Raw genomic sequence first — 22,125 nt, 5'->3', positions numbered from 1 at the left:
AAGCTATTTTGGCAGGGGTATAAATATTTTTATGGGGGAAACATGTCGCTGGTTCGCTTACGCACCTTTATTGAAGTTTATCGCCAGCGCTCCATTTCCGGCGCGGCCAGGGCGCTGAATCTGACCCAGCCTGCAGTATCTCAGCACATCAGCGGGCTGGAAGTTGCCGTGGGCCGACCGCTGTTTCAGCGCCAGCCGCAGGGCGTTGTTCCGACCGCCGCTGCGGATGATTTAGCGGCCGATATCGGTAATACCCTGGATACCGCCGAGTCGGCGCTGGCCTCGGCCCGTGCACGCTCTATGGACGTCAGCGGCACGCTGCAAATCATCGGGCACGCGGATTTTATGGCGGAGAAACTGGCCGGGGAGCTGCTGCCGCTGCTGGAAAACGATATTCGCGTACATATGCACACCGGCGACGGTGAGATGGTGGTGCAGATGGTGGTGGAAGGGCACTGCGATCTGGGGATTACCGCACACCCGGTGAGCGATTCGCGGCTGAAAGGTGAAGTGATTTTCACCGACCGCGTACTGGCGGTGGCCGCGCCCTCGGTGGCGCATCGGCTACAGCAGCAACCGGACTTCGCTCTGGCGTTACTGCAGGAGCCGCTGTTGGCCTACAACCTTGAGCTTTCGCTGATCGGCCGCTGGCTGGATAAAAACCGCATTAAGTATGATGCACTGCTCCCGGCGATGGTCGGCCAGGATTTGCGCGGCCAGCGCAGCCTGCTGTGTAAGGGCTTCGGCTGGACGGTGATGCCGGAATTCCTTTGTCGCAGACAGCTAGACAGCGGTGAACTGGCGGCACTCGGTGCACCGGTCGGTGACACGGAAATCCGTTACAGCCTGGTGTGGCTGCCGAGCGCGCTGCGCCAGCCAAGAATCGCTCATGCCCGGCAGATGCTGGTCTGGCGGCTGGCGAACCGGGAGGGTTGAGCGGCGCAGCGGCCGATGAGCGTGCGACACCTGCGCCGGTCCGGTTAAGCCAGCGCATGATGCACCAGCAGATTGATCGCGCCGCCGCCGATAATCAGCCAGATAAACAGCAGCAGCCCCAGTACAAACGGACGGGTACCGGCCTTCATCAGCTGGCTGATGCGGGTGCTCAGCCCCAGCGCGGCCATCGCCATCGCCAGCAGCACGTTATCCAGGCTGTTGACGGCGGCCACCAGCGGCAGCGGCAGCAGGTGGAATGAGTTAAACATCGCCACCACGATAAACATCAGCGCGAACCACGGGAAGACGATGCGCTGTGCCGCAGCGCCGCTCTCCGTTGCCCCCCGGCTGATGAAGATGCTCAGCACCAGCAGGAACGGCGCGAGCATCATCACGCGCAGCATTTTGGCGATCACCGCCGCATTTTCGGTTTCCGGGCTGACGGCGTGGCCCGCGGCCACCACCTGGGCAACTTCATGCATGGTTGACCCGGTATATACCCCAAACTGCGTAGCGGAAATCCCCGGGATCAGCGGGGCAACGTGATGCCAGATCCACGGATAGAGGAAGATCCCGGCGGTCCCGAAGATCACCACGGTGGCGACCGCCACGGCGACCTTGGAGGACTCCGCTTTCACCACCGGGGCCGTTGCCAGCACCGCCGCCGCGCCGCAGATGCTGCTGCCCGCGCCGATCAGCCACGCGGTCTGGCGATCGATACCGAGCAGGCGCGACCCCATGTAGCTGGCTATCAAAAAGGTGCTGCTCAGCATCACCACATCGACCACCACGCCGCTCAGCCCGACATCCATCACCTGCTGAAAGGTCAGCCGGAAGCCGTAGAGGATAATGCCCAGCCGCAGCAGCTTCTGCTTGGCGAACTGTACGCCCTCATCGCACTGCGGGTGGAGCAGGGGATAAACCGTGTTGCCCAGCACGATACCCACGATAATTGCCAGAGTCAGCGCCCCCAGGCCGAGACCCGACATCACCGGCTGATTACCCAGCCAGGCGGTGCCGAGTGCAATGGCCAGCGTGAGCAGGATGCCCGGGATAAAGCGTTTTGCCGTGTGTGAATACTGTACCAGCGGGATATCGGTCATGGTTCTCTCCTCATGTATAGGACTGAGGATGCGACGAATCGGTTTGAAAAAACAATTTATTATATCGTTATAACTAATCTGAATATCAGGTAAACGTACAAAGTTCAGGGTATTTAGCCGGCGTAATGAATAGCGCAGGACGGAGAAGAGCCGGGCGAAAAAAAACTAAATTTATTGATAATATTCAGATAAATAAAGATAAATCTTCTTCGTTTTTACTCCTCGGGCACGGTGGGGTTATCCACGCAAATCCGCTTAAGAAGGCCTGCCGGTACAATAGTCGACAGAGTTCACAGTTCCGGTGAAATCTGCCTTTTTGTGCATAATTTCAGCGCGGAAAGATGTCTGCAACTCCTGTATATGTCATAGTATGACTGTCAAAACTATTCAGCGCCTGTCGGTCGGAGGAAGACAGTATGAATCAGGATTTTTCATCATCCGCTGAAGTGAAATCGGCGATATTCCAGCCGCTTTACCTGCAAATCAGCCAGCTGCTGCTGGAAAGAATTGCCTCCGGCGAGTGGCCTGCGGGCACCTATATTCCCAGCGAAGCGAGCCTTGCCGACGCCTATAACGTCAGCATCGGCACGCTGCGCAAGGCGCTGAACGAGCTGGTAAGCAACAACGTGGTGATCCGCTATCAGGGCAAGGGCACCGTGGTGGCCGCCCATGATTCGGACAGCGCGCTGTTTCGCTTCTTTAACGTGCTGCGCGAGAACGGCGAGCGCTCGCTGCCGCTATCCCGGGTGCTGGCGAGGCATTTGCGCTCCGCCTCCGCAGAAGAGGCCGCGGCGCTGGATATTGCGCCGGGCAGCAAGGTGATTCACATCTGGCGGGTACGCGATCTCGACGGAGCGCCGGCGATACTGGAGCACGTTTACGTGGATGCGGCGCGCTTCCCCGGTATGGACCGCGAACCGGAGATCCTGCCGAATACGCTCTATCAGCTGTATCAGCAAAAGTACGCCTGTACGGTGGCTAACGCCCACGAGCAGATTACCGCGGTGAATGCCGGGCCGGATGAGGTACTGCATCTGGAAGCCACCGAAGGCGAGGCGCTGCTGCGCATCTGGCGCACGGCAAGGGATTTTCAGGATAAACCGGTTGAGTACCGCGTTTCCACCGTACTCACCCGGCATCACGCCTACTTTAATCAGCTCTGAGGCGCAGCGTTGCCAGCAGCGCGGCGGGCAGGTCCAGCGTCGCGCTGTTCTGCCTGGCGAGAGCCTGGCGCCGCTCCCCGGGCAGACGCACGCCGGGCTGCCCGAGCATCGCCCGAAACAGCGCTTCGGTATGCTGCAAATAGCCCGCTGAGAAAAACGCCGGATTCAGCAGCAGCAGCAGCTGGGCGATATGCGGCGGTTCGCCTTCGGCGCTGAAGAATGAACTGGCCTGGAAGCCAAAGTGGCTACCGGTCAGCCCTGCCGTCAGCAGTTCCACCATCAGCGCCAGCGCGGCTCCCTTGGATCCGCCTGCCGGTGCCATGCTGCCCGCCAGCGCGGCGTCCGCGTCCTGAGTCGGGTTGCCCTGGCGATCGATAGCCCAGCCCAGCGGTATCGCTTCCTTTTTCTGGCTGGCCAGCATGATTTTTCCGCGCGCCACTTCCGACAGCGACAGGTCGATCACCAGCGGCTCTCCCTGCTCGCGCGGTGAGGCGAAGGCCACCGGGTTGGTGCCGTACAGCGGCACGCTGCCGCCCCATGGGGCCATCGCCGCCGGACCGTTGCTGAGCGCCAGGCACACTAAACCCTGACGTGCGGCCTGCTCGACGTAGTAGCCCGCCATGCCAAAGTGATGCGAATGACCGATCGCCACGCTGACGATGCCGGACTCCTGCGCCAGCGCCATGCCGCGATCCAGCCCGCGCTGCACGGCGGGGAAGGCCAGCCCGGAATCGGCGTTGACGTTAATCACCGCGCCGCGCTGGCTAATGGAGGGCTGCGCGTGGGCGTTCAGCTTGCCGCTGGCCAGCTGATCGAGGTAGAAAGGCAGCCGGGCAAACCCGTGTGAGGGAATGCCCGCCCGCTCGGCGGCCATCAGCGCCGCACAGGTATCGGCGGCGGCCTGAACCTCCACCCCCAGCTTCAGCAGCGTGCGTTGCCCCAGGCGGGTGAGGTCGTCCAGGGCAATCGTTTCGTGGCTCATCGTGTTGTGCTTCCTTCTTCTTCGGTATCGGGGAGAGGCGCATCCGGCAGGACCATTTTACCGGGTCCGGTCCGCAGCTCTTCCAGCGCCTGGGCCAGGTCCAGCTTATTTTCCCAGCGGGCGATCACCAGTGTGGCCACCACGTTGCCAATCATATTGGTCACCGCGCGCATTTCATTAAGGATCCGGTCTATCCCCAGCACCAGGGTGATCCCCGCCAGGGGAATAATATTATGCGTAGCCAGCGTCGCGGTCAGCGCTATCAGCGCCGCCCCGGCCACCCCCGCGCCGCCTTTGGAGGTCAGCAGCAGGATCACCAGCAGGCCCATCTGCTGCCAAAGGGTAAGGTCCGTATTGGTGGCCTGGGCGATAAACAACGACGTCATGGTGAGGTAAATCGCCGCGCCGTCCAGATTAAAGGAATATCCGGTGGGAAGCACCAGGCCAACGATGGCCCGGTCGCAGCCGAGTTTTTCCATTTTCACCATCAGGCGCGGCAGCACCGACTCGGTGGTCGAGGTACCCAGCACGATCAGCAGTTCCTCGCGGAAGTAGACGATCAGCCGCCACAGGCTGACGCCGACCAGCTTACAGATCAGCCCCAGCACGCCACCGATAAACAGGAAGCTGGTGATATACAGGCAGACGATCAGCATACCGAGGTGCTGCAGCGAGGTCAGGCCGTATTTACCGACGGTAAAGGCAATTGCGCCAAACGCGCCGAGCGGGGCCAGCCGCATAATCAGTTCGACAATGCGCATCAGCACCTCGCCGCACTGTTCAATGGTTTTGGTCAGGAAGGCGCTGCGGTTGGAGGCCAGCGAAAGCGCCACGCCGAACAGTACGGAAAACAGCAGCACCTGTAGCAGATTACCCTGGGCAAAGGCACCGATCACCGAATCGGGGATGATCTGCTCAAGGAAGCCTTTACTGTGCTCGCTGACGTTAACGTAGTGGCTCATCGCACTGTCGTCCAGCTTCGTGGCATCCACGTTCATTCCCTTGCCGGGCTGCATCACGTTGGCCACCACCATGCCGATAATCAGCGCCAGCGTGGTGATCAGCTCAAAGTAGAGCAGGGTTTTGCCGCCCACTTTGCCGACCTGTTTCAGGCTTTCCATGCGGGCAATGCCAATGGCGACGGTGCAGAAGATCACCAGGGTGACCACCATTTTAATCAGACGGATAAAGGTATCGCCAAGGGGTTTCATCTGAACGGCTAAATCAGGAAACGCGTACCCCACAGCAACCCCGGCGACCAGGCCGATGAGGACCTGGACGTACAGGTGCTTGAGAAATCGCATGCGGATGTCCTCGCAGTGCCTGGCGGCGGCGAACCGGGATGGGTTACCGCCGCAGGCGATCGGGAAAGCCATGCCCGCCGGAAGCGGCGGGCGGAAGATTACGCACTTTCGAAGATACGGGTCAGAACAAATTCCCGATGGCCCAGCGCTTCAGCGGCGGTCAGGCGACCGTTGGCGGTACGCATCAGGCATTCCAGCAGCGCGTCGCCCGCGCCGTCCATGGTCATTTCGCGGCGCAGCAGGGCGGAGACATCCACATCAATGTGCTCGGACATCGTTCGCACGGTGCGCGGGTTGGCGCAGATTTTTATCACCGGCAGGATCGGGTTACCGATCACGTTCCCCTGGCCGGTGGGGAAGAAGTGCGCCACATAGCCCGCTGCGGCGCAGAGCGTCACCATTTCGGCGGCGGCGGAGGAGGAATCCATAAACCACAGCCCCGGCCCGGTTGGCGTTTCGGCTTTATCCAGCACGCCGTCCACCCGGCACTTTTTGCCGATTTTCTGAATATTGCCCAGCGCCTTCTCTTCGATGGTGGTCAGGCCGCCTTCGATATTGCCTTTGGTCGGCTGCGATTCGGAGAGATCGCTGGTCTTCCAGCGGTCGATCATCGCGCTGTAGCGATCGAACATAAACTGGAACTTCGTGCGCACGTCGTCATTGATGCAGCGCGCGGCCACCAGATGTTCACCGCCGGTGAGTTCGGAGGTCTCCCCAAACAGCAGCGTATTGCCGTTGGCGTGCAGGCGATCGAACAGGTTGCCCACCGACGGGTTTGCGCCGCAGCCGGAGGTGGTATCGGACTCGCCGCACTTGGTCGACACCCACAGCTCGCTGATATCGCAGGTTTCGCGCTGCAGTTCAGAGGCGTACTGCGAAAATTCCCGTGCCTTACGCGATGAGGCGCAGATGGTGTTGTGATCCCCGTTCTGCTCAATCCAGAATCCTGCCACCGGCTTGCCCGTGGCTTTAATACCGTCGACCACGCGCTGGGTCCAGCCCGGCTCAATGCCGATGACGATCACCGCCGCCACGTTCGGGTTACAGCCGGTGCCGATCAGCGTGCGGAAGTGCAGCTCCAGATCCTCACCAAACTGCAGGCGACCGTAGGGATGCGGCAGTGCAACGGTGCCTTTAATATTGTTCGCGACCGCTTCCGCCGCGGCGTTGGAGATATCATCCACCGGCAGCACAATCACATGATTGCGAATGCCCACGCGACCGTTTTCGCGGCGATAGCCTGCAAACTTGCTTCCCTGGATTTCCATGATTACCACCTTTTGGTTTTAACGTTGTGAACGTGGAGATGCTCGCCCTGTTTGATTGCCGCCACCACGCGGCCGATGTCTTCGCCGTATTTGATCACCGTGTCATCCACGGCCAGATCGCGAATGGCTAACTTATGGCCAATCGGAATGGCATCTTTCACCGCAAACTCGATCGTTTTGTTTTGATCCATGATCCAGCCCGTCAGTTTCTGGCCTGCTTCCACGCCTTCCACCACGACCACCCCAACAGAATCGCCATCATCATGTACGACAAAATCAATACTCATCACTGCCTCCGCTGTTTGAACAATAATGCAACTCATGTATATGACATATATTACATGACTTGCGGAAAGCAAAATTTTTTTCGCCGCCTGCTTACTTTTTTGCGAGGGACTTCACGAATAAAGGCCGATCGGGGCAGGGGCAGGTGGTGGGAAGCGCCCAACAAAAGTAAATCGATTAAATCGATGATTGATATCACTTTATTAATTAGGTGATAACAAAACCCGCTTAAAATGTGATCGCAGATAAACTTCTGAGGGATGAAGCCGATCGCGATCACTTTTTATACGATTGTTTTTTGCGCTTCGGGGAAATGCTCATTATAGATATAGGTGAGTCATATATATGACACAGGAGTATCGACGCGATGAACAGCCGTCGGGCACATTTAAACCTCGGAGATGCGTATGTCTGTAACCTGGTTAAAAAAAGCAACTAAGACCCCGGAGTCCAATACTTCAGAAGCTCGTCGTGTGGTTGAAGAGATGCTCACCACCATTAAAGTCGAAGGGGAAGAGGCGGTGCGCCGCTATGCCCACACGCTGGATAAATGGAGCGGGGAGATCGTTCTGACCCCGGAACAGATTGCGGCGCAGATACGCGAAGTCCCCGCCGACGTCCGGCGGGATATCGACTATGCCATTGAGCAGGTTTACACCTTCGCCTGTGCCCAGCGTGAGTCGGTGAAGGATATCGAGGTGACGCTGCCTTCCGGTCTGATCGCCGGGCAAAAAGTGCTGCCGGTCAATACCGTCGGCTGCTACGCCCCGGCAGGGCGCTATGCCCACATCGCTTCGGCCTATATGGGCGTGGCGACCGCCAGGGCCGCCGGGGTGAAAAATATTATCGCCTGCTCCGGGCCTTATCTCGGCCAGTCGATTCATCCCTGCGTGCTTTACGCCTTCCACCGGGCGGGAGCCAGCACCATCATGACCCTCGGCGGCGTGCAGGCGATTTCCACCATGGCGTGGGGGCTGTTCACCGGTACGCCTGCCGATGTGGTGGTGGGGCCGGGCAATAAATTTGTTGCCGAAGCCAAACGTACCCTGTTTGGACAGGTGGGCATTGATGTGTTTGCCGGGCCGTCGGAAGTGGCGGTGATTGCCGACGACAGCGCCGATGCCCGCGTGGTGGCCTGCGATCTGGTCGGCCAGGCGGAGCACGGGCATGAATCGCCCGCCTGGCTGTTTACCACCTCCCGCGCACTGGCCGAGGCGGTGATGGCGGAGGTTCCCCGGCTGATCGATCTGCTGCCGCCGGTGGCGCGCGATGCGGCGAGCTGCGCGTGGCGTGACTACGGCGAAGTGATCCTGTGCGACAGCCGCGAAGAGGTGGTGGCGATCTCCGACCGCTACGCGTCCGAACATCTGGAAGTGCATACCCGCGATCTGAACTGGTGGCTGGACTCCCTCAGCTGCTACGGCTCGCTGTTCCTCGGGGAAGAAACCACCGTGGCCTTTGGTGATAAGTGCAGCGGGCCTAACCACGTGCTGCCGACCAAAGGCGCGGCGCGTTACTCCGGCGGCCTGTCGGTGCATAAATTCCTGAAAACGCTGACCTGGCAACGTATGCCGCGTGAAGCCGTCCCGCAAATCGGTGAGGCCACCGCGCGGATATCGCGCCTGGAAGGGATGGAAGCCCACGCCCGCACCGCCGAAATCCGCCTGGAAAAATATTTCCCCGGCATCGCTTTCCAGCTCGGCACGCCGGTGACGCGCTAAGGAGAACTTATGCATCCTGCATCCTTATTTGATCTACAGGGCAAAACGGCGCTGGTTACCGGCGGCGGCAGTGGGATTGGCGCGGCGATGGCGGAGGCGTTAGCCCGGGCCGGTGCCTCGGTGATCCTCGCCGCCCGCCGCGAAGGGCCGCTGGCGGAAACGGCGCAGCGGCTGAACGAGCGGGGACCGACGGTGCGTTATTTCTGTGCCGACGTCAGCAGCGTCAGCGAAATCAATGCGCTGGCGTCGCAGTGCGGTGCGGTGGATATCCTGGTCAACGCGGCAGGGATTAATCTGCGGCAGCCGTTTGAGGACGTCAGCGAAGCCGCCTGGGACCAGCAGCTGGCGTTGCATCTTAAAGCACCGTTTTTCATGACCCAGGCGCTGGCCCCGGGCATGGCGCAGCGCGGCTGGGGGCGAATAATCAATATTGCTTCGCTGCAGTCCCTGCGCGCCTTTGACAACAGCGCACCCTACGGCGCGGGTAAGGGCGGTATTGTGCAGCTGACGCGGGCCATCGCCCAGCGCTGGGGGCGCGACGGCGTGAACTGTAACGCCATCGGCCCCGGATTCTTCCCCACGGCGCTGACCGGGCCGGTGTTTGCCAGTGACGAACTGCGCGAGCGCCATGCGGCCCACACCTGTCTGGGGCGCAACGGCGAGATGGCCGATCTGCACGGCGTCACGCTGTTTCTCGCCAGCCAGGCCAGCGCCTACATCACCGGGCAAACACTGATGGTCGACGGCGGCTACAGCGCCGTCTGACCCTGACTTCTCAGCGCAGAGGAACACATTATGCAACAGCCAGCCAGCGGTAACCTGCGGCGCGTCACGGTGTCGAGCCTGTTCGGATCGACAATCGAGTGGTACGACTTTTTCCTGTACGGCACCGTCGCCGGCATGGTGTTTAACAAGCTCTATTTCCCGGAGGGCGATCCCTTTATCACCACGCTGCTTTCCTACGGCGTGTTCGCCATTGGATTCTTAACGCGTCCGCTGGGGGCCATTATTTTTGGTCACTTTGGCGATACGCTGGGCCGCAAAAAAATGCTGATCCTGACGCTGGTGATTATGGGCGGGGCCACGGTGTTTATCGGCCTGATACCCAGCTATCACCAGATCGGGCTTTGGGCACCGTGCCTGCTGGTGCTGTGTCGTCTGATTCAGGGGATTGGCCTGGGCGGTGAATGGGGCGGCGCGGTTCTGATGACCTATGAGTCGGCACCGGAAAAACACCGGGCCTTCTTCGCCAGCATTCCGCAGATCGGCATGTCGCTCGGACTGCTGCTGGCCTCGGGGGCCATTGGTCTGGCGTCACTTTTGCTGACGGATGAGGCGTTTATGTCCTGGGGCTGGCGCGTGCCGTTCCTGCTCAGCGGCGTGTTCGTGATTATCGGCACCTACATCCGCAACAACGTGGCGGAAACGGAAGATTTCCTCAGGGCGAAAGAGGCGCAGAAGGATAAGCCGAAGCGCATTCCGCTGGTGGAGCTGTTCCGTAAGCATACCGGGCTGGTCTTTACCTGCATGGGGATGCGGCTGATCGACGGCGTGTTCTTCAATATTTTCGGCGTGTTCTCGCTGACCTGGCTGACTCAGACGCTGGATGTTCCCCGGGGGCAGGCCATTGTGGCCATCCTCGCCAGCGCCTTTGTAATGAGCTTTTTTATTCCGTTCTGGGGCTATATGGCCGACCGCTACGGTCGGGCGAAGATCTTCGCCATGGGCGCCACGCTCTCCGGCCTTTCTGCCTTCCCGGCGTTTGCGCTGATGCACGGCCATGCGGATAACATCTGGATTATCTGGGCATCGATTGTTATCCCGTTCGGCATCTTCCATGCGGCGGTCTTCGGCACGCTGTCGTCGGTGTACTCGGACTGTTTTGACGCCTCGATTCGCTATACGGGCATCTCCTTTGCCTATCAGATTTCCGGCGTCTTTGCCGGCGGACTGACCCCGGTGCTGGCGACGATTTTCTCCGAAATGCTCGGTGGGAAACCGTGGCTGATCTGCGCCTATGTCCTGATTATCGGTCTGATCAGCGCGGCCTGTGCGCTCTATTTATGGCGTCGTACCCACGGTGCCGGTCGTCTGGCGATGGGCCAGACCTTAACGATGAAGTGAGGAACGATGAAAGCATTAGTTTATACCCAACCTTACCGGGTCAGCGTTGAGGAACGCCCTTATCCCCAGCTGGAGGACGGCAGCGAGCTGGTGCTGATCCGCATCGGTGCCGCCGGGATCTGCGGCTCGGATATGCACGCGTTCCACGGCAGCGATCCCCGTCGTCAGCCCGGGCTGGTCCTCGGCCATGAACTGGCGGGTGAGGTGGTGGAAAGCCAGTCCGCGCGTTTCCGCATCGGTGACCGTGTCACGGCCAATCCGCTGATTACCTGCGGGCAGTGCGAATTCTGTCGCCAGGGGCGCGATAATCTGTGCAGCGACCGCCATATGGTGGGCATGGACTGGGCGGGCGCGTTTGCCGAGTTTATGAAGATCCCCGCCCGTTCGGTGGTGAAGTTGCCCGATTCGCTCTCCGTGCAGCACGCCGCCCTGACGGAACCTGCCGCCACGGTAGTTCACGCACTAAAGCTGACGCAGCGAGCGTTAACCCTGCTGCTGGCGGAAACGCGGGCGCTGGTAATTGGCGGCGGGGCTATCGGCCTGCTGACGGTGCTGGTGCTGCGCGCCTGGGGCTGCCGGGATATCACTCTGGCGGAAACCAACGGCCTGCGGCGGGAGGCGGCGGTGCGGCATACCGGCTGCGTCGGCATTAATCCGCTGGAAACCCCGGTTGAAGAGGCGCAGATGCAGCTGGTTATCGATGCGGTGGGTGCGGCCCCGACGCGGCAGATGGCGCTACAGGCGGTGAAACCCGGCGGGGTGGTGATGCACATCGGCCTGCAGGCGTGGGCCAGTGAAATCGATATGCGCAAGCTGACGCTGGCGGAAATCACCCTGCTCGGCACCTACACCTATACCATGGATGATTTCTGCGTCACGCTGAAAATGCTGGGGGAAGGGGCGCTTGGGCCGCTGGACTGGGTGGAAACACGCCCGCTGGCGGAGGGCCAGCAGGCGTTTGACGATCTGGAATCGCAACGGGTTTCGGCGGCGAAGATTCTGTTGATCCCCTGAGCCAGGGGATCGTTCTTTCAGGCAATCAGAATCGCGCGGATGTCGTTAACGTTGGTCAGCGTTGGGCCGGTGATCAGCAGATCGCCGGTGGCGTGGAAATAGCTGTAGCTGTCGTGGGCATCCAGATAGTCAGAGGCATTCAGCCCGCGCGACCTGCCGCGCGCCAGCGTGTCGGGGCTGATGATTGCCCCGGCGGCATCTTCGGTGCCGTCGATGCCGTCGGTGTCCCCGGCGACGGCCCAGACCCCGTTTTCCCCCTTCAACGCGCAGGCCAGGCTGAGCAGAAACTCGGTATTGCGCCCGCCTTTTCCTGCCCGGCCATTGGCCACCGTCACCGTGGTTTCGCCCCCGGAGAGCAGTACCGCAGGGCCGGAAAGCGGCTGCCCGTACTGCTTGACCGATTTGGCGATCCCGGCCATCACGATAGCGGCCTCGCGGCTCTCTCCTTCAATGGCGTCACCGAGGATCAGCGGGGTTAAGCCCAGCCGTCGGGCGGCATCAGCGGCGGCGTTGAGCGCCATCGCCGGCGTGGCAACCAGTTTAACCTCACTTAATGCCGCCGAATTATCGCGCAGCGTCGGGCTGTGGCTTTCGCTGCCTGCCCGATCCCCGGCGTTCAGAACCTGACGCACCGCCTCAGGCACCGCAATACCGTAGCGCTCAAGCACCCTGAGCGCATCCGCAGGTTGGCTGCCGTCGGCCACCGTCGGACCCGAGGCGACGTCGGCCGGATTGTCGCCGGGAACGTCGCTGATAATCAGCGATACCACCCGTGCGGGATGGGCCATCGCCGCCAGCCTGCCGCCCTTCACGGCGGAGAGATGGCGACGCACCAGGTTCATCTCGCTGATGCTTGCTCCGCTGTGCAGCAGCGCCCGGGCGATCGCCTGCTTGTCGCCGAGCGTCAGGCCCGGCAGCGGCAGCGCCATTAAGGCGGAACCGCCGCCGGAGATCAGCGCCAGCACCAGGTCGTCGGCGGTCAGCCCGCGCAGGGCTTCAACGATCTGCAGCGCCGCCGTTTCGCTCATCGCGTCGGCTACCGGATGAGCCGCTTCGAGGATGCGAATGCGTCCAGCGGGAACAGCGTGACCGTAGCGGGTGACCACCACGCCGCTGAGGTCAACATCCGGCCAGGCCGCATCCACCGCCGCCGCCATGGCGGCGGAAGCCTTACCGGCACCGATCACCACGCAGCGCCCAGCGGGTTTAGCCGGCAGCGCGGGCGGGATAACCGGCCCGGGGCGGGCGCTGTCGACGGCCCGAATAAAGATCTGCCGCAGCATCTCTGCGGCCTGTGGATTGGTCATCGTTATGCGCTCTCGGCGATGGGGGCTTTGGCCGTAATAAAGCTGACCAGCGCCCGGGTAACCTCGGCGGTCGTCGCGCTGCCGCCGACGTCCGGGGTCAGAATGCCTTTCGCGCAGACGTCTTCGATGCCCTCCATTACCAGCGCGGCGGCCTCGCGTTCGCCCAGGTGCTCCAGCATTTGCACGGCGGTCCAGAAGCTGGCAACCGGATTAGCGATGCCTTTGCCGGTGATATCGAATGCCGAGCCGTGAATCGGTTCGAACATCGACGGGAAGCGGCGCTGCGGATCGATATTGGCTGTCGGTGCCACGCCCAGACTGCCCGCCAGCGCCCCGGCCAGATCGGACAGAATATCGGCGTGCAGGTTGGTGGCGACGATGGTATCCAGGCTCTGCGGATGCAGCGTCATGCGGTGGGTCATCGCATCCACCAGCATTTTGTCCCAGTTGACGTCCGGGAACTCCTGCGCCACTTCAGCGGCGATTTCATCCCACATCACCATCCCGTGCCGCTGGGCGTTGGATTTGGTCACCACCGTCAGCAGTTTGCGCGGGCGGGACTGCGCCAGGGCAAAGGCATAGCGCATAATGCGGGTCACGCCGACGCGGGTGAAGATCGCCACTTCGGTGCCGACCTCTTCCGGCAGGCCACGGTGCGCGCGGCCGCCGTTACCGGAATACTCTCCCTCTGAGTTTTCACGCACGATCACCCAGTCCAGATCGCCCGGTCCGCAGTTGCGCAGCGGCGGGATAATGCCGGGCAGGATTTTGGTCGGGCGGACGTTTGCGTACTGGTCAAAGCCCTGGCAGATCGGCAGCCGCAGTCCCCACAGGGTGATATGGTCCGGCACATCCGGCGCGCCGACCGCGCCAAAGTAGATGGCGTCGAACTTTTTCAGCGTCTGCAGGCCGTCCTCCGGCATCATCACCCCGTATTGTTTATAGTAATCAGAACCCCAGTCGAAGGTTTCAATAGCAAACCTGAGCTGCGGGTTTTGCTGTTCCAGCGCGCGAAGCACTTCAACGCCGGCGGAAATCACTTCAGGGCCGATACCGTCGGCGGGAATGGCGGCAATAGAGTAGTTACGCATGTTGTTTCTCCAGTTTGATATCAGTGAGTACGGGGATGCGGGGCATCAGCTGCCTGCGCCTGCGGTTTTTTTGCCGACAGGATAAGAACGGTGATGGCCGAGATAGCAAGCAGTCCGGCGACGAAATAGAGTCCCCAGGTGTAGCTGCCGGTCTGCTGGCGGATCACGCCAATCATCATCGGGCCGACGAAGCCGCCGAGATTGCCGATGGAGTTAATGGTGGCGATGCCTGCGGCGGCGGCCGGTCCGCTGAGGAACAGCGTTGGCATACTCCACAGCGGCGGTTTGGAGGCGCTGATGCCCACGGTGACCAGCGTCAGGGCGAGGATCACCGCCAGCAGTGAGCTGACGTTACCGGCGTAGATCAGCCCGGCGGCGGCCAGCAGGCAGGCGGCGATCACGTGCCAGCTGCGTTCATTGGTGCGGTCGGAATGGCGCGCCCAGAGGATCATGGCGATGACGCCCACCACGGCCGGAATGGCGTTCAGAAAGCCCAGTTCCAGCGATGAAGCGCCAAAACTGTGAATAATCTGCGGCGACCAGATGCCCAGCGTGTACAGCCCCGCCGAGGTGCCGAAATAGACCAGCGCCAGGGCCAGCACGCGGCGGTCGGTCAGGCCGCGCCATGCGCTGCTGTGGCTCTGTTTCGCCGCCCGCGCCAGCTCTTCCTGCTGCATGGTATTTTGCAGCCACTCGCGTTCCTCATCGGTCAGCCATTTCGCCTTCGCCGGGCGGTCGGTCAGCCAGAACAGCACCACCACGCCCAGCACCACGGCCGGTATCGCTTCGAGCACAAACATCCACTGCCATCCGGCGTAGCCGAACAGCCCGTGCATCTCCAGCAGCGCGGCGGAAATCGGTGAACCCAGCGCGGTGGAGAGCGGTGCCGCAGCCATAAAAATAGCGGTCACCTGGGCGCGCTTCGCTGCCGGGAACCAGTAGCTGAGATAGAGAATGATCCCGGGGAAGAATCCGGCTTCGGCGACACCGAGCAGGAATCGCAGCGTGTAGAAGCTGGTGGTGCCCTGCACAAAGGCCATGCAGCCCGATACCAGCCCCCAGGTGATCATCACGCGGGCAATCCAGATACGGGCACCAACTTTATGCAGGATCAGATTGGAGGGCACTTCGAAAAGAAAATAACCGAGAAAGAAGATCCCCGCGCCCAGACCAAATACCGTGGGCGAAAAACCTAAGTCCTGATTCATCGTTAAAGCGGCAAAACCGATATTCACGCGGTCGAGAAAAGCGATGAAGTAGAGCAGGATGATAAAGGGCACAATGCGCAACGTCACTTTACGCATTACCCTTTTTTCGAGGGACGTGTTCATAGATAAGTGCTCCGGATTGTGTAGGGGGTGTTATTATTTTGTAATCAAGTTCAGTATGCTGATTTGTCCGGGCAGATCATCAGGGCAGGATTATATAAAGTATTTGAATAATCTTTTGGCGAGGGGAAAGTGGATATAAATCAACTACGTTGCTTTGTTGCAGTCGGCAAAGAGCTGCACTTTGGCCGGGCGGCCCAAAGAATGGAAATGATGCCTGCGTCACTTTCTCGCTTTATCAAACTGCTGGAAGAGGACCTCGGGGTACGGTTGTTGAATCGCTCAACGCGCAACGTTTCATTCACCGCCGAGGGGGCAATATTTTTCGACGAAGCCAGCAATATTATCGATCGGTTTGATGCGCTGGCGGCGCGATTTAAAGTCGGAATAAAAGACGATCGCCGAACGTTAAGAATCGGCGCGATGGATACCGCCGCCAGGGGATTAGTTCCGGCGCTGCTGAACTTATTTCTGGCGCAGCATCCCGATACCGATATCCATATTATCGAAGATAAAACCATTAACCTGCTGCCTAAATTAAAATCCGGCTGGCTGGATATGATCTTTATTCGCGCACCGCAGACGCTGGATGCCTCGCTGGCGGTGCGCTTTATCACCCGTGAGCACTGCGTGCTGGCCGTGCCGGTCAGCCATCCGCTGGCGGCAAAGGGCAGCGTCTCGGTGGCGGATTTCAGCCAGGCCGCGATGATTATCGCCGACCGGCGAACCCGCCCGCACAGCCACGATCTCACCATGAGCCTGTTTAAACATGCCGGTTTTACGCCGCATATCGCGCAGTATGCCGAAGAGAAGCAGACCATTCTGAGCCTGGTCGCTGCCGGTCTGGGCCTGGCCGTGGTGCCGGCTTCCTATAGCAATATGAACGGTGACAAGGTCACGTATATTCCGCTGATCCTGGACGAACAAAGCAAGGGGCTCCCTTTAAGCGTGGCGTGGCAGAAGGGGAACGAGGATGAATATCTGCGGGATATGCTGCGGCTGCTGAACGAGCACAAAGGGGCGTTGACCGGGGGGCTGTAACATCATAGATATCGGTGAAATCTTCAGCCGCACGTCGGGTGAGTTTATACACGATGCTTTAACTTCCTTTGTTCTGCAATTTCCTTCAGCGTCAGTTCGCTTTCGCCGCTTTCCAGCCCGGCAACAACGGCCTGGCGGAGCAGTTCATCGCTCGCTTCTGAGTGTGACCCTTATCACGTAAAAGCAATTTTTAACCATTAGTGATGTAACCCTGACTGTCTAAATCAATCATTTCATCATCTTAGCGTGATACCTGCCACAACTTCCCGCCTTGCAACTTGTGCACATTCATAGAGAATAAACCCGACCCTGCCAGCGTTCCGCGCTGTGAAAATAATACTGTGAGGCTGTTATGCTGACCCACTGCCAGGATGACGTCACCGTCTATCCCGATTACGCCGCGCATACCGCGCCGAAACTGCTGTTTGTCTGTAAAACCCAGGGCGAAGAGTCCGCCATCCCGCGCGTTATGCATAAGCATGACGACCGGCTGGAAATCATGTTTGTTGCCAGGGGCAGCGGCCAGTACCTGATCGGCGGCCGCCAATATCTTGCGCAGCAGGGTGATATCCTGATTTTTAACCAGGGCGTGGTTCACGATGAACGTCCCCACGTCAGCGAGGATTCGCTGATCTACAGTTGTGGTATCAGCCAGCTGCACATCGACGGGCTGCCTGAAAATCACCTGATCGGTCGCGATAAAAGCGCGGTGATTGCGGCAGGTGAGCAGAGCCAGGCGCTGTGCGGCCTGTTTGATGCGCTTTGCGCGCAGATCTTCAATCACGAGCGTCACCATGGCGTGGTCACGCATCACCTGCTGAATGCGATTGTGGTGATCTGTCGCAATATCTGCCTGGCGCGGCACGAACAGCTGGAAAAAACCGACGCCTCGCTGGGACTTTCAATCAAGCAGTTTATTGACGAGCACTATAAAGAGCCGATTAACCTGGAGTCGATTATGGCGGCGTCCGGGATCACCCGCTTCTACCTGATCCACCTGTTCAAGAAGTTCTCCGGCTACACGCCGAAGCAATACCTGATTCGGCGACGGGTAGGGGAAGCGCAGTCGTTGCTGGTGAACACCGATATGGACGTGACCACCATCGCCGGCGAGGTGGGCTATGAGAGCGTCAACAACTTCCATCGGGTGTTTAAAATGGTGGTCGGTATTCCGCCTACGCAGTACAAAAAGCTGTGGATGGAGGGGATTCAGGTGAAGGCGGGATAACGATCAAGCCCGCCGGACGGCGGGCTTGAGTGCAGCGGCTGTTTGTCGATCAGATAGCCGGTAACAAGTAGTCGGACTTCTCAATGGTTGCCGTGCGCTTCAGCAGATTCACCGATTTGATCACGCCTTCCATCCGCGACAGGTTCATATCTTCATGCTCGATGCTCAGGGTCAGGTCCGGGCTGGCAAAATGCGCCAGATGGTAGCAGAAGGCATTCCACCACGGTTCCGTCTGGCCGTAGCCCAGCGTCACGTAGGACCAGCTGCGTTCGCGGCTCTGCGTCATCGGGCGGTTATCCAGCGCCGTGGCGGTGGCGCGGTTAACCGTATCGATAAAGGTATCTTTGGCGTGAACGTGATAGATCATGCTGCCCGCCTGGCGGATAAACGCCAGCGGATCGCCGCCCATCCACATAATGTGGCTCGGGTCGAAGTTCAGGCCCACCACGTCACCGGTAATCTCCCGCAGCTGCAGGAAGGTCGGCAGGTTGTAGGCCAGCTGCTGGCCGTGCAGTTCGATGCAGATTTTCACGCCGTAGGTACGCGCCGCCTCGGCGGTTTTGCCCCAGTAGCCTTCGGCCACTTCCCACTGATGTTTCAGGATGGTCTGCGTTTCCGGTGGCCATGAGGTGACAATCCAGTTGGGATAGCTGTCGCCCGGCGCGCCCGGCAGGCCGGACATGGTGATGACGTTTTCCACGCCCAGCAGGTTAGCCAGCTCCAGGGTTTTATACAGGCAGTCGGAGTGAATTTTCCCGGTTTCACCCGGATGCATCGGGTTGCCATTAGCGTTCAGCGCGGAGAGCGTCAGCCCGTTATCGTCCAGCCTGCTCTTCAGCTCCGCCCGGGCGTAGGTGCTGGAAAGCAGCTTTTCCAGGTTGAGGTGCGGGGCCGTTGACCAGTTGCCGGTGGCGAACTCGATGCAGTCCAGCTTCAGCTCGGCGGCGGTTTTGATCACCTCATCCACCGGGAGATGGGCCAGGCTGTCAGACACTAATCCGATTTTCATCTTTTATCCCTCCAGGTTAACGCTAACGACTTTCTGCGTTTTAAATGATTCGATCGCCGCTTCGGCCAGCAGCAGCGCGCGTAGCCCGTCGTCCGCGTTGGTGGGTACCGGACGATTGTCTTTCAGCGCGGCAACAAAGGCTTTCCACTGCTCGCTGAACGCCTCCTGATAGCGCTCAAGGAAGAAGTGCAGCGGCTTTTGCGCCTGCGCGCCAAACTCTTCGGTCACTTTCACCAGCGTGGTGGTCGGCACGTTGTGAACGTACAGACAGCCTTTCTGGCCGTGCGCCTCAATGCGCTGATCGTAGCCATAGCCTGAACGGCGGCTGTTGTTGATCACCGCAATCTTGCCGGAGGCGGTCTGCAGGGTGATCACCGCCGTATCGACATCTCCGGCCGCTTTCACCGTCGGGCTGACCAGCGCGGAGGCGATGGCCGACACCGATACCGGCTCTTCGCCAAGCTGGAAGCGCGCCATGTCGAAATCGTGAATGGTCATATCGCGGAACATACCGCCGGAAATCAGCAGGTAGTCGTCCGGCAGCGGCGACGGATCGCGCGAGCAGATTTGCAGATGTTCCAGTTCACCGATCTCGCCGCTGCGCAGGGCGCGGTTAAGGTGGGCGTGGTTCGGATCGAAGCGGCGGTTAAAGCCGATCATAAACGGCACGCCGAGCGCTTTGATTTCGGCCACGCAGGATTTCACGCGCTGGATATTCAGATCGACAGGCTTCTCACAGAAGATTGCCTTGCCGGCACGGGCGGCCTGCAGGGAAAAACCGGCATGGGTATCGGTGGAGGTGGCAACCAGCACCACGTCAACCTGCGGGTCGGCAATCGCTTCATCTGCTGAGAGTACGCGGGCGGCATACTTTTCGGCGAGGGTTGACGCAGCCTCCGCGTAAATATCCGATACCGAATAAAGCGTGGTATCCGGATGGTCGTGAATATGGCGAGCGTGAACCTGGGCAATGCGCCCGGCACCTAATAAAGCAACTTTTAGCATGTTAAACCTCAGCAGAATGAAATTAAGTGCAAAAACGTTTGCCCGAAGAGCAATTTTTAATAGTGAGAGAAAGAACGGCGGTAAATCCTACTTATTCCTCCCTGGTGCACAGACCCAAGAATATATCTGTGAATTTTACGTTTCAATATATTTGTGTGTGGAATTTTTATTTTGTTATACAGGTAACATTTCTCACCGGGTGCGAAAAGTTGCTGCGATATAACTTATTGTTAAATATATAAAAACTTATATCATTGTCGTGAATTTGTCCTAAGTCCTTACTGATGTGAGTGTTAAATGGGCGTTTCAATGAGGAATTATTTGTGAGGTAGATGTTTATTTTTAGATCTTGAAATCAGGACGCTTACCTATAAATTGGATTAAAATCAAGGCATTGTGTTTTTAGTGGATTTGGCGATTTTTTGTACACAACGCCGATCTTTGTGAAAGGCCTCACAGCTCTTCACGGCTATCCGTTGCAGAGCAACTTCCGGCATTGGAATATAAATTTCATTCGTGATTAATAATAGAACAAACGACGCAGGGGTGTGCGGCGTTTAAAAACGACTTATTGACGTTGGTGTTTGTACCTGAAAACAGGCAGCCATTAATTACCTCAATACGCTGCCTGATATTATCTGACTACCAGGATGAGATAATCACGATGGAAGAAAAACTGGCTCGACAGAATACAGCCGTGCAGGATCAATCCTCCGGGAAAAATATAAAACGCATTACGCTGGTGTCGACGATTGGCGGTTTATGTTTTGGCTACGATACCGGGGTGATTTCCGGTGCCTTACTGTTTATGAACCGCGATCTGGGGCTTAGCCCGGCAGCGGAAGGGTTCATTACCTCTTCGCTGCTGTTCGGTGCGGCGTTTGGCTCGCTGTTCGGCGGCATGCTGTCCGACCGCCAGGGACGCAGGAAAAATCTGCTGTGGGTGGCGATTATCTTTATCTTCGGCGCGCTGGCAACGGCGGTGGCCTGGGACGTTCCCTCCATGCTGGCGGCGCGCTTTATTCTCGGGCTGGCCGTGGGCTGCGCCTCGGTGACCGTGCCGGTCTATATTGCTGAACTGGCCCCGGCCAACCAGCGAGAACGGCTGGTGACGGTTAACGAGCTGATGATCGTGACCGGCCAGTTCCTGGCCTACTCGGTGAACGCCGGGATCGTCAACGCGTATCCGGAACTGAGCCACAACTGGCGCATTATGCTGGCTATCCCGGCGATCCCCGGCGTGCTGCTGTGGTTCGGGATGATGATGATGCCGGAGTCACCGCGATTCTTCCTGCAGCGCGGCAAAGAGAAAGAGGCGCGCAGGGTGCTGTCGATGGTGCGCCAGCCGGAAGAGGTGGAGAAAGAGATTGCTGATATCCGCCAGATTATCGCGCTGGATGCCAGCGGGCCGAGTATTCGCGAGGAGCTGAGCAAGAAATGGGTGATTAAGCTGATCCTGACTGGCCTGATGATCGTGCTGGCGACGCGCGTTACCGGGGTTAATACCATCATGTATTACGCACCGAGCGTGCTGAAATCGACCGGACTGGGCGATGCCGCCGCCGTTACCGCCGCCGTTGCCAATGGGCTGATATCGATTATCGCCACCGTGCTGGGCATGGCGATTATCGGCAAAATTCCCCGGCGCAAAATGTTCCTCAGCGGCCAGATTGCCGTGACGCTGGTGCTGGTGATGATTGGCCTGGCGTTCAAACTCTGCTTCCACTACGAAGAACATAACGGGGTGAGCATACTGCAGGGTAACTTTGCCGGTGCCAGCTACATTATTCTGGCGCTGATGTCGCTGTTCCTGGTGTTTATGCAGGGCTGGATTGCGCCGGTATTCTGGCTGATGCTCTCGGAAATCTATCCGCTGCGGATACGCGGGCTGGGGATGGGCATTGCGGTATTTGGCCTGTTCGGCTTCGACTTTATTATCCAGTCGCTGTTCCCGATTATGCTCAACGCCTGGGGCGGCGGCTCAACCTTCGGCGTGTTTGCGCTGTGTAATGTGGTGATGCTGGTGCTGCTGTTTAAGTATTTGCCGGAAACGCGCGGGCTGTCGCTGGAAGAGATTGAGAGGAAGTTCAGGGAGTAGGGTAGAAGGTACGATGTAGCTTGTTGATAGACCTAACATCTTTGGCACGGTTTGGGTAAAGCACCCTCTGCGTTATAAAGTTACTTTATAGTGACAAAAAACGTCCAGTAAGTTCGCT

Annotated in this window: 19 protein-coding genes; 9 read left to right on the top strand and 10 right to left on the bottom strand. The window is 59.2% G+C overall.

The features are described 5' to 3' along the window. The first annotated feature begins 42 nt into the window (after positions 1–42). Positions 43–936: a LysR family transcriptional regulator gene (locus tag PGH32_RS21270; protein WP_337895048.1), complete on the top strand. Its 894-nt coding sequence runs from the start codon at positions 43–45 to the stop codon at positions 934–936. A 44-nt stretch (positions 937–980) separates the two neighbouring features. Here the strand turns inward: PGH32_RS21270 and PGH32_RS21265 are convergent, their stop codons facing one another. Further along, positions 981–2,039, bottom strand: a complete 1,059-nt coding sequence (locus PGH32_RS21265) for a YeiH family protein (protein WP_337895047.1) — start codon at positions 2,037–2,039, stop codon at positions 981–983. Between the two features lie 416 nt (positions 2,040–2,455). On the opposite strand from PGH32_RS21265, the gene PGH32_RS21260 reads away from it, so the two are divergent. After that, positions 2,456–3,202 (top strand): GntR family transcriptional regulator, encoded by a 747-nt coding sequence (locus tag PGH32_RS21260; protein WP_314419323.1) that lies wholly within the window; start codon positions 2,456–2,458, stop codon positions 3,200–3,202. Here PGH32_RS21260 and PGH32_RS21255 read toward each other — a convergent pair. The 4 genes from PGH32_RS21255 to PGH32_RS21240 form a co-directional block, all read right to left on the bottom strand. Next, the gene (locus tag PGH32_RS21255) at positions 3,189–4,184 is read right to left on the bottom strand and encodes an Ldh family oxidoreductase (protein WP_337895046.1); all 996 of its coding nucleotides are present in this window, start codon (positions 4,182–4,184) and stop codon (positions 3,189–3,191) included. The genes PGH32_RS21260 and PGH32_RS21255 overlap by 14 nt on opposite strands. After that, positions 4,181–5,494, bottom strand: coding sequence for a C4-dicarboxylate transporter DctA (gene dctA, locus PGH32_RS21250; RefSeq protein WP_443112823.1), 1,314 nt, complete (start codon positions 5,492–5,494; stop codon positions 4,181–4,183). The genes PGH32_RS21255 and dctA overlap by 4 nt, the downstream gene beginning before the upstream one ends. A 92-nt stretch (positions 5,495–5,586) precedes the next feature. Continuing rightward, positions 5,587–6,756, bottom strand: coding sequence for a UxaA family hydrolase (locus tag PGH32_RS21245; protein ID WP_337895044.1), 1,170 nt, complete (start codon positions 6,754–6,756; stop codon positions 5,587–5,589). 2 nt (positions 6,757–6,758) lie between these two features. Next, complete coding sequence (locus tag PGH32_RS21240) at positions 6,759–7,043, bottom strand: UxaA family hydrolase (RefSeq protein ID WP_105591934.1); 285 nt, start codon at positions 7,041–7,043, stop codon at positions 6,759–6,761. Positions 7,044–7,448: 405 nt separating this feature from the next. Here PGH32_RS21240 and hisD point away from each other — a divergent pair, with 405 nt between their 5' ends. Genes hisD through PGH32_RS21220 form a run of 4 tightly spaced genes read left to right on the top strand, consistent with a single transcriptional unit; the run spans position 7,449 to position 11,900 of the window. After that, on the top strand, positions 7,449–8,762 hold the full coding sequence (hisD, locus tag PGH32_RS21235; RefSeq protein ID WP_337895043.1) for a histidinol dehydrogenase: 1,314 nt from the start codon (positions 7,449–7,451) through the stop codon (positions 8,760–8,762). Between the two features lie 9 nt (positions 8,763–8,771). After that, positions 8,772–9,527 (top strand): SDR family NAD(P)-dependent oxidoreductase, encoded by a 756-nt coding sequence (locus tag PGH32_RS21230; protein WP_314419312.1) that lies wholly within the window; start codon positions 8,772–8,774, stop codon positions 9,525–9,527. Between the two features lie 30 nt (positions 9,528–9,557). Next, positions 9,558–10,886 carry an MFS transporter gene (locus tag PGH32_RS21225; protein ID WP_337895042.1) on the top strand — a complete coding sequence of 443 codons (1,329 nt, stop codon included), beginning with the start codon at positions 9,558–9,560 and terminating at the stop codon, positions 10,884–10,886. 6 nt (positions 10,887–10,892) lie between these two features. Beyond that, the gene (locus PGH32_RS21220; RefSeq protein WP_337895041.1) at positions 10,893–11,900 is read left to right on the top strand and encodes an alcohol dehydrogenase catalytic domain-containing protein; all 1,008 of its coding nucleotides are present in this window, start codon (positions 10,893–10,895) and stop codon (positions 11,898–11,900) included. A 17-nt stretch (positions 11,901–11,917) separates the two neighbouring features. Here the strand turns inward: PGH32_RS21220 and PGH32_RS21215 are convergent, their stop codons facing one another. Genes PGH32_RS21215 through PGH32_RS21205 form a run of 3 tightly spaced genes read right to left on the bottom strand, consistent with a single transcriptional unit; the run spans position 11,918 to position 15,629 of the window. Then, positions 11,918–13,207, bottom strand: a complete 1,290-nt coding sequence (locus PGH32_RS21215; protein ID WP_337895040.1) for a glycerate kinase type-2 family protein — start codon at positions 13,205–13,207, stop codon at positions 11,918–11,920. Positions 13,208–13,209: 2 nt separating this feature from the next. Next, positions 13,210–14,298, bottom strand: a complete 1,089-nt coding sequence (locus tag PGH32_RS21210) for a tartrate dehydrogenase (RefSeq protein WP_337895039.1) — start codon at positions 14,296–14,298, stop codon at positions 13,210–13,212. A 20-nt stretch (positions 14,299–14,318) separates the two neighbouring features. Further along, entirely contained in the window at positions 14,319–15,629 is a 1,311-nt protein-coding gene (locus PGH32_RS21205; protein ID WP_200547283.1) for an MFS transporter, read from the bottom strand. A gap of 129 nt (positions 15,630–15,758) precedes the next feature. On the opposite strand from PGH32_RS21205, the gene PGH32_RS21200 reads away from it, so the two are divergent. Together PGH32_RS21200 and PGH32_RS21195 are read left to right on the top strand one after the other, a co-directional pair. Continuing rightward, positions 15,759–16,667 carry a LysR family transcriptional regulator gene (locus PGH32_RS21200; RefSeq protein ID WP_337895038.1) on the top strand — a complete coding sequence of 303 codons (909 nt, stop codon included), beginning with the start codon at positions 15,759–15,761 and terminating at the stop codon, positions 16,665–16,667. Positions 16,668–17,019: 352 nt separating this feature from the next. Beyond that, positions 17,020–17,895, top strand: a complete 876-nt coding sequence (locus tag PGH32_RS21195) for a helix-turn-helix domain-containing protein (protein WP_314419299.1) — start codon at positions 17,020–17,022, stop codon at positions 17,893–17,895. Positions 17,896–17,944: 49 nt separating this feature from the next. Here PGH32_RS21195 and PGH32_RS21190 read toward each other — a convergent pair whose 3' ends face one another. Then, positions 17,945–18,904 (bottom strand): sugar phosphate isomerase/epimerase family protein, encoded by a 960-nt coding sequence (locus tag PGH32_RS21190; protein ID WP_337895037.1) that lies wholly within the window; start codon positions 18,902–18,904, stop codon positions 17,945–17,947. A gap of 3 nt (positions 18,905–18,907) precedes the next feature. Next, a complete protein-coding gene (gene iolG / locus PGH32_RS21185; RefSeq protein WP_337895036.1) occupies positions 18,908–19,909 on the bottom strand; it encodes an inositol 2-dehydrogenase in 1,002 nt (333 codons plus the stop codon). Positions 19,910–20,573: 664 nt separating this feature from the next. Between iolG and PGH32_RS21180 the strand changes: the two genes are divergently transcribed. Continuing rightward, a complete protein-coding gene (locus PGH32_RS21180; RefSeq protein ID WP_337895035.1) occupies positions 20,574–22,007 on the top strand; it encodes a sugar porter family MFS transporter in 1,434 nt (477 codons plus the stop codon). Positions 22,008–22,125: the final 118 nt, after the last annotated feature.

The sequence above is a fragment of the Erwinia sp. SLM-02 genome (assembly GCF_037450285.1).
GTDB lineage: Bacteria > Pseudomonadota > Gammaproteobacteria > Enterobacterales > Enterobacteriaceae > Erwinia.
Note: the sequence above shows the minus strand (reverse complement) of the source record. Positions and strands in the feature narration are given on the sequence as shown.